Genomic DNA, 12,855 nt, shown 5'->3' with positions numbered 1-12,855 from the left:
AATGGTTATTGGTCTTATCCTTTAACACAGATTACGCATGTTACGCATCCGCCAATTTTTTCTCATCTGCTCCGGCGCTCACCTGCCGATGCTGAAACGCGCTCCTTCAGAACTGAACAAGTATGCAGGTATTGGCGCTACTATTTTCTTCACAGGATTACTGGCTGCCCTTTCAGGTGGTTATGCCCTCTGGACGGTGTTTCAGCAACCCTGGGCTGCTGTGGTATTTGCGCTCGTCTGGGGCCTGATGATCTTTAACCTGGACCGGTACATTGTTTCCAGCATGAAAAAGCGGGAACGTTTCCGGGATGAATTCCTCATGGCCCTGCCGCGCATCATCCTGGCACTCCTGATCGCTATCGTTATTTCCAAACCACTGGAGCTGCAGATCTTTAATAAAGAGATCCAGGCTGAACTGGTGATCATGGAACAACAGAAATTCAAAGCCCAGGAAGATAAGGTGAAAGAACGTTTCCAGGCCCGCAGCACTACCCTGGATACACGTTTGCAGGCATTGCAGCAGCAAATGACCACACAGGCCGCACGCAGGGATACCTTACAATTACTGGCACAGCAGGAAGCAGATGGTACCGGTGGTTCCAGGCTCAAAAACCTTGGCCCTATCTATAAAGCAAAAAAAGCAGATGCGGATAGTGCACAGGTTGCCTGGGAAGCTTTAAACCAGCAATACCTTGCAGGCAAAGCTGAACTGGCTGCAGTGGATGCAGAGATTGCCAGCGCCATTGCACAATTGAAAAGAGATCAGTTGAACGGCTTTGCTTCCCGGCTGGATGCACTGGGTACCATTACAAAGAACAGTGCCCCTATCCGTTGGGCCAACTGGTTTATTATCCTGTTATTCATTGCTATTGAAACAGCACCTGTATTTGTGAAGCTGATCTCGCCCCGCGGGCCTTATGATGATCTGCTGGAGCAGCATGAATATGGATTCACCATGCATAATAAAGAAAGAAAGACCATGCTCACACTTGAAACGGATGAACGAATTGCAGTGCGGAGGGGAGAAAGTGAACACAGGATAAAAAATGCGGCTTTTTCTTAAAAATATTTTAACGGGGTTTATGGAATCAGGTGAGTTATTTCATCCTTTGTAAAACTAACGGCTATGTGCAAACGAAAACGCAAAGGATTTATATATCGCCGGCCCATTTTCTAAAACCGTTGAAGAAACGTTAACTAGTAGCAAATGTTACCCCTTGCCCTCCGTTTACGGGGGGCATTTGTTTTTGTTTATCCCCTCAACTTTCCGTACATTAAATTATGCAAGTACATATCAAAACAATTCATGAAAGCAGCGCTGCGGCTGGTTGGGCGGGACCGCGCAGCCTGGTGATAGATCGTACGCCCAGGGCTGGAGGAATGGGGATCGGGTTCAGCGGGGAAGAGCTCTTTATGATGGCTATCGGCGCCAGTATCTGTAATGATCTGTACCGGGAAGCTGCTCTCTGGCAGGTGGTTATCCGGCATGTAGAGATCATTGTGAACGGAGACTGGGGCGGAGAACCTGTAAAGGCCACTAATATCCGTTACGACATCAAAGTGGAATCTGCTGCGCCCCGTGAGAAGATTGAAGAACTGATCCGGCATACGGACCAGATTGCGGAGATCCCGCTTTCATTAAGATCAGGGGCAGCTGTGAAACTGAATCATGTAGAAGTGGTACGGTAAGATAAACGGGCTTATTTTGAACACCGGCTAAGCAGTTCAATATGCGCCTCCCTTACTCACTCACCAGTTCCACTTCGTATACCGGGCTGAACAGGTATACTTTTTTCGACGGCACTTCTTCGCAACGGTACCGCTTGCGGATCCTTTCTCCTTTCCGGAATATCCTTCCGTCCTTCGTTTTAAATAACTGACCCGGCGGCAATTGCTCTACCAGGTAATGATTATCTTTTTTCCGGTCGTACCGTTTCAATACTCTCATTAAACCTTCGTCTGCACAGGAGCTGGCACCCGGGTTATGCAGGCTTTCCCTCACAGCGGCTTCCACATCCGGCGGCATGTATTGTTTACCTACAAACTCCCGGAGGATCTTGCTGTATTCCTGTTTCCATTCCTTTCCATGGGCGGATACCCTGTTCCCATAGATCATGAAAGTAACAAGGTGGGCTATCTCATGCAGTAAAGTAAGGAGGAAGGCATATTTATTCAAACCACCATTGATACTGATGCGGTGGCCTTTTTCCTGGTAAGGATGGCGATAATCTCCCAATACGCTCTGCCTTTCCCTGGTAATGGTCAGATGCACTTTATAGTGGGTGATGTATTGGATCACCTGCTCAAAGGTCCCATCCGGCAGATAACCGGCCAATGCATGTAATGGAGCTTCCTGCTTCAAGCGCTACGATTTCTTTTTGCTGGTTCGGATCAAATGACTGGTCTCATATACGGTGTATACGAGATAGAAGAACATGAACAGAAAGATAGTGGCTTTGCTTACACGGGTGCGGTTTACGATCACATAGACCGCAATCGCTACTACGCAAAGCATGAGTTTAGCCAACGTAGACGCATAAACAGAACGCACAATGACATTCGCGTTTTCGCTCGTCATGCCCTTGCGGTTCAGTGAATAACTGATGAGTGTGATGAGTGCCATGACAATGTTACCTGCCACCAGCACTTCGTAATGTACGCCCAGCGTTTGGAGCAGCCAGGTCTTTAAGAGAAATAAGGCGGCAGTGATCCCTATGAAAACAACTGCCAGCCAGAGAATAAATTTATCGGTCATGCTTACTGGTATCTTTAACAATCTTCCACAAAAGTAGTGCTAAAGCCAGTAAAGAAAAAATGATCATGAACAGCGGGAACTTCATGCCCAGCCACTGATCCAACAGGTATCCCAGCCACAAGGATATACCGATGGCTGCCATCATTTGAAATGCAAGTCCGGCGTAACGCCAGAGCATGTTATACGGTCTCTTCCTGGAGGACTGTTCTTCCATTTTTAGAATCCGAATGATTATAGGATGATGAAGCAGAAGCTGCTGCAGGCGCATCATTAGGGTCCATATAGCAACGGCCATTGAACTTCACCGTAGGCTCCATTTCAAAATGTGCGGTGTATATATCTCCTTTGATCAAAGCATTGCCTTTCAGGAAGAGTAATTCCTCTACCTTAATAATACCTGTTACTTTCCCCAGGATATCTGCACTCTGGCAGACCAGATCACCATTGATCTCTCCTTCCGGCCCCACAACGATCTTTGCCTTCGTGGATACCAGTCCGTTCACCTGGCCATCTATACGAATATCACCCTCGCACGCAATATCGCCATTGATAGTGGTGCCGTTACCAATAAGGTTGATGTTGGACGTAGGCATGAGCCCCTTGGCGTCGCCTTTCTTTGTTTGGTTAAACATAGGTTCAAAGGTTTTCAGTTTTTAAGATATATGGTCAAAATTAAAGACGCTGGTAAGATAGTTAAATATATTGATATGTGTATTATAATATTATTAAATCTCCCCGGCCCTGAATTACGTTAATAGGTACTATTGTCTACCTTGGGCACTTTGAGCATATTTGTATCCAGCTGGATGTTGCCGCCAATCACGTTCTTCAGGTTATCCAGGTACTGGTCGCGGGTGATAATGGACCTTTCCAGGGAATCTGCCCTCATCCGCAACTGCAGGAACTCCTTCCGTTGCTTCAGGTCCCCGTAGCCGGGAATGTAGTAACGCAGGGGCGTGAATACAACAGTGGCCACCGTAATGGCTACCAGTAAAACGAACAGGGTGCTCAATGCTATATATACACTCATACGGGAAAGGCGGAATGCCGTTACCTCTTCATAGGTATCGTCATTCATGATCACCAGCCTGTACTTGTGGTTTAACCTGTCGAGGCTCCTTTTGTTTTTGTCTTCTGCCATTGCGTTCAGTTACGGAGATGTATTCTTTTTTGTTAATGTAAAGATTGTGGAATTTCCCGAAAAATCAATCAAAAATCGTAATTCTCATAAAGTTAGGCAATAATATGGCTACCCCCTTCCTCTCCGCAAAGAAAAAAATAATCATATCTTTAAAATATTTTTTCCAATTACATAGTTTATATAATAGTTCTTATTGACCCTGGTTAAATACATGAATTGTTCTAGATCCTTATATGTACGCGCTTGTGTGGTAAGTTTGATTTTGTGTTCGGGGGCACTGGCCGTATTTGGGCAAAGCCAGGTTAATAAACCTGTTAAAGTAGAAGATCGGCGCCCTCCTTCTGAAAAAATGGCCGAAAAGCGCTGGACCATCAAGCGAAGGCTGGTGCAGAACACTGTGACCCGGTATAACTATTACTATCACGCCAAACTCAAGCTGGAGGGTGTGCTGAAAGGCATTAACACCCAACGGCAGGATAATTATAATGTATTCCTCCCCTTCTACCCCTTTTCCGTTGATAAACTGAACCTGAATACCACAGACCTGGATTCCGTGATCCAGAAAGCCTCCGTAGCTGTACAGATCCACGATCCGCGCAGTAAATGGATAGACGATTGTTACCTGCTGGTTGGTAAGGCTTATTATTATAAAGGCGACTGGGAGAATGCCAATAACACCTTCAAGTATATCAATACCACCTTTGCCCCTAAAAAGAAATCTGAATACAGCACGGTGATCGGCAGAAGTGAAGACTCCCAACTGTCCGTTTCCTCCCGCGAAAAAGAAAAGAACTGGTTTAGCCGTTTCAGGCATAAATCTGCCAGGAATGATGCCTTCCTCTGGCAGGCACGTGTTTACCTGGAGGAAAAGAAACACGACGAAGCACAATCCCTTTTGAACATACTGGAAACAGACCCTTATTTTCCCCGCCGGCTGGAAGGCCAGCTGGCAGAATTACAGGCTTACCGCTTTTATAAACAAGGCTTGTACAGGGAAACCATAGAACCTTTAAAGGTGGCTATTAAAAAAGGTAAAGGCAGCAGGGACGAAAGGGCACGCATGAGCTATATCCTGGGCCAGCTTTACTTTTCCCAGAATGTACCGGATTCCGCCATGGATGCATTCCGGGATGTGATTGCACGTAAGCCGGATGCGCTGATGGACTTCAATGCCCGGGTACAGATAGCCCGCGCCAATGCAAAAGTGAGTGGTGCCAATATGGAACAAAGCCTGGCTGCTTTACAGCGCATGATGCGTAAAGAACGTTTCCTGCCCTTTAAAGATGCGCTCTATTACAACATGGCCTCCATTGTTGCCAACGACGATCCCAACAGGGCATTGGATTACCTGCATAAAGCACTGAAGGTGGAAAACCCCAATATGCTGCAGAAAACACTGACCTTCAAAGCTATCGCGGATATTCATTACTTCCAGAAGAACTATCTCATTGCCCAGCGGTATTACGACAGTACAGCCAGTATTATGGGGCCTGAGTTTGCAGATGCCGAACTGGTTAACACCCGCAAAGAGGTGTTAACGGAAGTAGCAAAAAGAATAGACCTGATCAACCAGGAAGACAGTCTCCAAAGGATCGCTGCATTACCGGCAGATCAAAGAGAAGCCCTGCTTGCCAGGAAAGTGACGATCATTCGTAATGAAAAGAATGCTCCTGTGAAGAAAGGAGAAGATCAGCAATACCAGGCTTATAACAATAACAACCGTTACAATAATTCCAATGCTCCCGGTAATAACGGAGATGCTGCAGGGGACTGGTATTTTTATAATACCGGCAGCAAATCCAGTGGTTATTCTGAATTTAAGCGCAGATGGGGAAACCGCCAGTTGTCTGATAACTGGCGCAGAAGCCAGGGAGCTTCCATCGCTTCTTCTGCCAATAAGCAACCGCTTACGGATGAGTTACCTGCTACAGATAATGTGGCTGCCAATATCGACCGTTTACCTGCGGATAGCATCAATAGCAATGTGCTGGCCGCCAATCTTCCCGTAACGCCGGAAAAACTGGCGGAATCCCGTACCAAACAAATGGATGCCTGGTACGAACTGGGTAAATTATACCATGATAAACTGGAAAATCCCCGGGATGCGATCGCTTCTTACGATTCGCTGCTGGCGAGATTCCCGGATAATCCGCGTAAGGCAGAGATCATGTATTCCCTGTATGTATGGCATGAAAAAATGGGCCATACGCAGGAAGCTGCGCGTTACAAACAGATTGTGCTGAGCCAGTTCGGTGGTACCAGTTATGCCAATTATATCCAGTTCGGTTTACCGAAGGATGAAAATAAAGAGCGCACAAAAGCCGTGAGTGCAATTTATGAGTCCGCTTACATGGCTTATCTCACAGGCAATTACGATACCGTACTCACTTTAAAGCGGCAGGCAGATTCTGCTTTCCAGTTCAGCTCCCTGCAATCCCGTTTTGACCTGCTGGAAGCCATGACCATTATTAAAACCGGTACGGAAGATGAAGGCAAAAATGCCATCGCGGCAGTGATCAAAAAGTATCCCGGAGATGATATCATCTTACGTCAGGCTACTATGATCTCAGATGCGCTAAATAAGAAAAAAGAAGTGGTGGATTACCTGTCCAACCTGCAGGTTGCACGCGATAGTGCAGGGAATGCCATAGTAGATGAGAATATTTCTATCCGTTATCCATGGCAGTCTCCTAAACCCGATCTGAAAGATTCTGCCGCTGTGGTGCAAAAACCTGCAACGGATTCTGCAGCAGTTGCTGTAGCCCCTCCTCCGCCACCCCCTGTTACACCTTATAAACTGGGTGATGAAAAAGCGGCGAATCCACATTTTGTGGTGATGTACTTCACACGGGTATCCAAAGTGCTTGTAGATGAAGCACTTGCGCAGTTCTCCAAGTACAATGCAGAGAAACACGTGACAGATAAAGTGGAAACGAGCAGTTTTGTGCTCACACCTACCGAGATCATGGTCATTTTCCGGCTTTTCCCGAGTGAAGATAAAGCCCTGGATTACCTGGATGAGATCTCTAAATCAGCCAGTTCCGTGATCATTCCGAGGATCAAACCTACTGAGTATAAATTCTTTATCATATCAAGAGAAAACTTCATTCTTCTCAACAATACAAAAGACATAGAGGGCTACAAGAAATTCTTTAATACCAACTACATAACGGAATAATATTTGCACTACGTTCAATATTATTTGCGTTTTATATGATGGTAGCACCCAATGAAGAGAAAATCCTCATTGGGCAAGGCCTATGAAAGCCGGGGAATTTAGATATTTTTGCACCATACAGACTGTTTCACACAATTTAACATATGAAGAAATCCGTAAAATTATTATGGTGGGTATTCGGGGGAGGGCTTGCCTTCCTGGTGATCCTTATTTTACTCATCAATCTCCGCCTCATTGGGCATATGCCCAGTATTGAGGAACTGGAGAACCCCAGAACGGCTCTTGCCTCGCAGGTACTTGCAGAGGATGGTACCGTTATGGGTAAATATCTTTCCGTAGACCGTTCCAATATCGACTATAAGGATATCTCCAAAAACGTTATCAATGCCCTCCTGGCTACAGAAGACCGTGGTTTCTATGAACACTCCGGTATTTCTGCCAAAGGCACCATCGCTATTCCTTTTTACCTGCTGATCGGTAAAAAAAGAGGGTCCAGTACCATTACACAACAGCTGGCATTGAACCTGCAAGCAGATGCAGAAGGAAAACAAAGGGCAAGGAATTTCTTTGCACGTGCTTTCCAGAAATTACCGGAATGGGTGATCTCTATCAAACTGGAAAGGAATTTCACCAAGGAAGAGATCATTACGCTCTATCTGAATACAGTTACTTTCGGAGATAACGTGTATGGTATTGAAAACGGCGCACGTACTTTCTTCAGTAAAGATCCCAGCCGTTTATCCCTCGAAGAAGCAGCTATGCTGGTAGGTATGCTGAAAGGCCCTTCTCAATTCAATCCCAGGAGGAATCCTCAAATGGCGCGCGACAGAAGGAATACGGTGATCGAGAATATGATCGATGAAGGTTATATCACCAAAGCTGAAGGTGAAGCTGCCAAAAACCGTCCGATCGTTTTACGCTATAACAAAATAGATCACAATAAAGGACTGGCTCCTTACTTCCGTGAAGTACTGCGGGCTGAATTAAAGACCTGGTGTAAAGAACATAAAAAAGCAGACGGTACAGAATACAATCTCTATCGGGATGGCCTCAAGATCTACACCACTATCAATCCCCGGATGCAACTGTATGCGGAGGAAGCAGTGGCCAAACATCTGAAAGACCTGCAAAAATCTTTCGCACAGCAGTCTAATGTCAAGTCCGGCAAGGTGTGGGACAAAAGGCAAAAGGACCTGGAGTCTTTCATGAAAGAATCCGACCGTTATAAACAAATGAAGGATGATGAAGCTACGGACGAAGAGATCAAAAAAGCTTTCAGTACACCTGTTAAAATGAAGGTATTCGCATGGCGCAGTTTCACTGAACCCGATCTGAATGATATCGATACCGTGATGACGCCCATGGATTCCATCAAATACATGCGTGCTGTACTGCAGGCAGGTTTCATGGCCATGGACCCTGAAAGCGGGGAAGTGAAAGCATGGGTAGGTGGTCCTAATTTCCGTTATTTCAAAAATGATCACGTTTATAAAACCAAACGCCAGGTGGGTTCTACCTTTAAACCATTCCTCTATTGCTTTGCGCTGATGAATGGTTTCAGTCCGAATGCGATGCTGCCCAACGAACCTGTTACCATTGGTAACTGGACGGTGAGCCGCAACTCTGAGGGAAGCGTGGGTGGTTCCATTTCCATGGCAGGTGCATTGGCTAAATCGCTCAACCTGGTGAGCGTTTACCTCATCAAACAAATAGGTGCCAAAGCTTTTGCGGATTTTGCGCAGAACAAGATCGGATTTGAAGGCAAGATCCCTGAATATCCATCCATTGCATTGGGTACGCCGGAGCTTTCCCTTTTTGAAATGCTGCGTGCTTATACGATGTTCCCTGCAAGAGGGGTGATCACCAAACCTATCTACATCACACGTATTGAAGACCGTAATGGCAATATCCTGGAAACTTCTGTTCCTGAAAAAAGAGAAGTGATCAGCGAAACGGATTCTTATACAATGGTGAAGATGATGGAAGGGGTTACTGCTGCGGGTGGTACCGGTGCGAGATTACGTTTCCGTTTTAATATTCCTGGTGAGATTGGTGGTAAGACCGGTACAACGAATGATAATACAGATGGATGGTTCCTGGGGTATACCCCACAATTGCTGGCCGGTGCATGGGTAGGCTGCGAAAACAACTACCTGCGTTTTGCGAGTACAGCATTGGGACAGGGTGCGAATACGGGTTTACCTATATGGGCTTATTTCATGCAGAAAGTGTATGCAGATAAAACACTGGGGGTTGATCCTAATTCTACCTTCCCTATTCCTGCTAACCTGCATAATGATCTGTACTTTAATTATGATTCTAACGTACAACCCGGCGCTGAAGCAGAAGATGTGGGGAATGGTGCTGCTACTGATTATGAACCGGTAGTGGATGTGGGGCAGTATGGAGAACCGGTAGAGAATCAGAAGAAAGAAGAGCCTGCGAAAGAGAAAGAACCTGCGAAAGAAAAAGATAAACCGGCGAAAGATCCGGCTACGCAGCCAAAGGACCCAAAGGCTTTGATGCCGCCGAAACCGGTGAAGAAAGATAACTAATTGAAACCAACCTTTGCAAAAAGCGCGGTGGGGTTGAGCTAAAATTAAAAGAACATAAATATCTCATTACAAAAAAAGCGTTCCGGTTGGAACGCTTTTTTTATTGTCTCATTGATTAACGTATACCGGAATAAAATTCGGTTGAGATGATGGTAAATTAGGCAGCTTAGGTAATTCAATATCATCCTGAACTTCGTTAACATCAATAACATCTCCACCCCTGATCTCATTCATTTGTGTGGTAGTAAGCAGTTGCAGTTCGGGGTTGATGTGTAAGTTCTTTTTCATTGTACGTAAGATTTAATACTTAGGTACAACCCATCCGGAAATAAAATGGTTGTTATTCTCCTGTTAATTACCAACTACTTCTTTTCTTCCTCTCCCTTATAGGTCAGCTTCTTTTCCTTCATGGCATTGTTGATCAGCTGAATGGCAATACCCAGGATACCGGCTTCCTCCCTGGCTTTCAGCTTAGCGATATCATCTGTAGGTTTGTGATAATCATCATGTCCGCCGGTGTGAAAAAATAATACCGGCACACCAGCCACATAAAAACTGTGATGATCCGATCCACCCTTACCAGCTGCATCAGTAAAGAACTTCACACCATCTCCTTTAACATCTTTAAAAATGGCCGGCCATTCTTCCGCACTGCCGTATCCGCCAATACCTACCCCACGTTCAGGATTATACCGCCCTATCATATCCATGTTCAGCATGAAATGGATATTATCCAGCGAATCAACAGGGTGCTTCACATAGTACTTTGAGCCTTGCAATCCCAGCTCCTCTCCTCCAAAAGCTATGAACATAAAATTGAAGTCTTCCTGCGTTCCATTCTCTGTGTAATACCTTGCCAGTTCCAGTAAACCGGCCACACCGGAGGCATTATCGTCCGCTCCGTTATGGATCTCACCAATAGGGTATTTCCCATCGAAAAGCCCGGCCCGGCCAAGGTGATCATAATGTGCGCCGATGATGATCGTATAAGGCGCTCCGTTATCCAGGAAGCCGATCACATTCCTGCTGGGCACATCAACATGTTTGCCACGGGTAAAGGTGAAGGGTTGATAATATTTGCCGTTAAAACCCGGTTCCAGGCCCAGGGTGGCAAATTTCTTTGCCACATACTTACTTGCTTTTTCCCCTCCTTTTTCTGCGGTACCTCTTCCTTTCAATTTATCAGAAGCGAGATAACTTACTGTTCTGGTAATGCGCTCCGCAGAGGGCATATAAGTTTGTGCATAGCTGCCGGCAGCGGTTAATAATAAACCTGCTAATAAAATAACTCTCATGTGTTCACTGTTAAAAAACAAAGGCCCCAGTTTCGTGGAGCCTTTGGGATATTTTTATTTTATTTCTTCTTGGGTGTTTTCTGTATTTCCTGCTGGCGTTTCTGCATTTCTTCCAGTTTTGCCGCCCATTTGGATTGGGTCTTCGGCTTTGATTTATTCGCCTGGATCTTTGCATGGATCTTATCGTGGTTGATCACAAAGGTCTGGATCACCCATTGCAACAGGATACTGATCACGTTACTCAGGAAGTAGTAATAAGTAAGCGCCGCTGCAAGTTTGTTGAAGATACCGAGCAACATTACGGGGAATACATATGGCATGTATTTCATCACCGGGTTGCTTTGGTCCGTCATTCCACGGTTGTAGAAAGCGAGGATCAAACTGGTGATGGTCATCAGGATGGTGAACAAGCTGATGTGATCTCCGTAGAAAGGAATATTAAAGCCGAAGGTGTAGATGGAATCGTAGGTGGAAAGGTCTTTTGCCCAGAGGAAACTTTCCTGCCTCAGCTCAATGGAAGAGGGGAAGAAAGAGTACATCGCTACGAGGATGGGCAATTGCATCAGTGCAGGCAAACAACCTCCCAGCGGGTTCACACCGGCGCTGCGGAAGAGCTTCATTTGTTCCACACCAAAGGATTGCTGATCATCTTTGTATTTGGCACGCAATTCATCCAGTTCCGGTTTCAGTACTTTCATCTTTGCAGCCGATACATAACTCTGATAAGTGAACGGAGCAATGATCAGGCGGATGAAGATGGTGAGGAGCAGGATGATCAGACCATAGTTGGAAGTAAGACTACCCAGGAAGTTGAACACAGGGATGATGATCCATTTGTTCACATACTTTACAAAGGCAAAGATCCCGGAACCGAGCGGGATGATCTTTTCCAGGTCTACATCCATCCTTTTTAAGGTCTGGTAGTGGTTAGGGCCGTAATACACTTCCATGGGGAAGCTGTAAGCGGCAGCACCGTTATAAGGGATAGCCAGGGTGGTCATGTTCTGACCAACGATGTTACCACTTTCCGGTACTTTGGTATTGATCTCTGCGGATGCAAAGTTTTCTTTGCGGGCCAGCAGGGTGATATTGAAGAATTGCTGCTTGAAGCTGATCCACTGGATGGGTTTATCCAGCTTTTCCTGGCTGCGGTTAGTGAGGGTGAAATAATCATGGTCCTTATTCGCAAAGCGGTAATGGATCTGGTTATTTAAACGCTCCTGCTCCATGTTATGCTCCTGGCGGTCTGCCTGGCTGTTCCACTGGAAGTTGATATTACCTTTCGGCAATACGTTCTGCATACCAATGAGGTTGATGGTATAATCCACCAGGTAGCTGTCTGCCTTCAGGGTATATACATATTCCAGGTATTGGTTGGCGCTGGTACCGAGGCGGTAGCTGATGGTCTGGCTGCCATCTGCATTCTTTTGTACCGGCTGTGGTGCAAAATAAGCATCCGAAGTATTGAGCGACTGGTTATTCGCTAAAGGTATTTTCAGGCCTGTTCTGTTAAAGGAACCTTGTTGCAGGAACAGGGGCTTGCCATCAGAGGTTTTAAAATCAAGCAGTTGAATAGTACGTGGTTCACCGCCTTTATTGCTAAAAGTGATCTTTACCAGTTTGTTTTCCAGTACCTGTTGTTGTTCCGTTCCGCTGGCGGCTGCGGCAAAAGGACCGTATTCGCTTTGCAGACGGGCTGAGTCCAGTACAATATTGCCTCCGGTAGAATCAATTACTTTGGCCTGTTCTTCCTTAGGCTTATTCAGGTTGGCGATGGAATCCTGACGGGCCTTCTCCAGCTTTGCAGTATTAGTGCTTTGTTGATTCCAGAAAATATATCCAATCAGCAAAGCGCCAAGTAACACAAAACCAATGACCGAATTTCTGTCCATGTCGATTTTAAAATTTAAGGAGCAAAGGTAATATATAAG

At 45.7% G+C, this 12,855-nt stretch carries 12 protein-coding genes; 4 read left to right on the top strand and 8 right to left on the bottom strand.

Translation table 11 applies throughout. The features are described 5' to 3' along the window. Positions 1 to 37 precede the first annotated feature (37 nt). Positions 38 to 1,063, top strand: a complete 1,026-nt coding sequence (locus BUR42_RS27825) for a DUF4407 domain-containing protein (protein ID WP_074242800.1) — start codon at positions 38 to 40, stop codon at positions 1,061 to 1,063. Between the two features lie 218 nt (positions 1,064 to 1,281). Beyond that, the gene (locus tag BUR42_RS27820; RefSeq protein ID WP_074242799.1) at positions 1,282 to 1,689 is read left to right on the top strand and encodes an OsmC family protein; all 408 of its coding nucleotides are present in this window, start codon (positions 1,282 to 1,284) and stop codon (positions 1,687 to 1,689) included. A gap of 52 nt (positions 1,690 to 1,741) precedes the next feature. On the opposite strand, the gene BUR42_RS27815 is transcribed toward BUR42_RS27820, so the two are convergent. From BUR42_RS27815 to BUR42_RS27795, 5 genes are all read right to left on the bottom strand, one after another. Continuing rightward, on the bottom strand, positions 1,742 to 2,362 hold the full coding sequence (locus BUR42_RS27815; RefSeq protein WP_074242798.1) for a SprT-like domain-containing protein: 621 nt from the start codon (positions 2,360 to 2,362) through the stop codon (positions 1,742 to 1,744). Positions 2,363 to 2,365: 3 nt separating this feature from the next. Beyond that, on the bottom strand, positions 2,366 to 2,755 hold the full coding sequence (locus BUR42_RS27810; protein ID WP_074242797.1) for a hypothetical protein: 390 nt from the start codon (positions 2,753 to 2,755) through the stop codon (positions 2,366 to 2,368). Beyond that, on the bottom strand, positions 2,745 to 2,933 hold the full coding sequence (locus BUR42_RS30215) for an AtpZ/AtpI family protein (RefSeq protein WP_143197618.1): 189 nt from the start codon (positions 2,931 to 2,933) through the stop codon (positions 2,745 to 2,747). Before BUR42_RS30215 ends, BUR42_RS27810 begins: the two co-directional genes overlap by 11 nt. A 1-nt stretch (position 2,934) precedes the next feature. After that, positions 2,935 to 3,387, bottom strand: coding sequence for a bactofilin family protein (locus BUR42_RS27800; RefSeq protein WP_074242795.1), 453 nt, complete (start codon positions 3,385 to 3,387; stop codon positions 2,935 to 2,937). A gap of 119 nt (positions 3,388 to 3,506) precedes the next feature. Further along, positions 3,507 to 3,896: a hypothetical protein gene (locus tag BUR42_RS27795; RefSeq protein ID WP_074242794.1), complete on the bottom strand. Its 390-nt coding sequence runs from the start codon at positions 3,894 to 3,896 to the stop codon at positions 3,507 to 3,509. A 349-nt stretch (positions 3,897 to 4,245) separates the two neighbouring features. Between BUR42_RS27795 and porW the strand changes: the two genes are divergently transcribed. Both porW and BUR42_RS27785 read left to right on the top strand, forming a co-directional pair. Further along, positions 4,246 to 7,074, top strand: a complete 2,829-nt coding sequence (porW, locus tag BUR42_RS27790) for a type IX secretion system periplasmic lipoprotein PorW/SprE (protein ID WP_159442360.1) — start codon at positions 4,246 to 4,248, stop codon at positions 7,072 to 7,074. A gap of 143 nt (positions 7,075 to 7,217) precedes the next feature. Then, positions 7,218 to 9,629 (top strand): penicillin-binding protein 1A, encoded by a 2,412-nt coding sequence (locus BUR42_RS27785; protein ID WP_074242792.1) that lies wholly within the window; start codon positions 7,218 to 7,220, stop codon positions 9,627 to 9,629. A gap of 108 nt (positions 9,630 to 9,737) precedes the next feature. Here BUR42_RS27785 and BUR42_RS27780 read toward each other — a convergent pair whose 3' ends face one another. The 3 genes from BUR42_RS27780 to yidC form a co-directional block, all read right to left on the bottom strand. After that, positions 9,738 to 9,917, bottom strand: a complete 180-nt coding sequence (locus BUR42_RS27780) for a hypothetical protein (RefSeq protein ID WP_074242791.1) — start codon at positions 9,915 to 9,917, stop codon at positions 9,738 to 9,740. A gap of 74 nt (positions 9,918 to 9,991) precedes the next feature. After that, the gene (locus tag BUR42_RS27775; protein ID WP_074242790.1) at positions 9,992 to 10,924 is read right to left on the bottom strand and encodes a M20/M25/M40 family metallo-hydrolase; all 933 of its coding nucleotides are present in this window, start codon (positions 10,922 to 10,924) and stop codon (positions 9,992 to 9,994) included. Positions 10,925 to 10,983: 59 nt separating this feature from the next. Then, positions 10,984 to 12,816 (bottom strand): membrane protein insertase YidC, encoded by a 1,833-nt coding sequence (gene yidC, locus BUR42_RS27770; RefSeq protein ID WP_074242789.1) that lies wholly within the window; start codon positions 12,814 to 12,816, stop codon positions 10,984 to 10,986. Between the last annotated feature and the right edge of the window lie 39 nt (positions 12,817 to 12,855).

Source organism: Chitinophaga niabensis, assembly GCF_900129465.1.
Taxonomy (GTDB): Bacteria; Bacteroidota; Bacteroidia; order Chitinophagales; family Chitinophagaceae; genus Chitinophaga; species Chitinophaga niabensis.
Note: the sequence above shows the minus strand (reverse complement) of the source record. Positions and strands in the feature narration are given on the sequence as shown.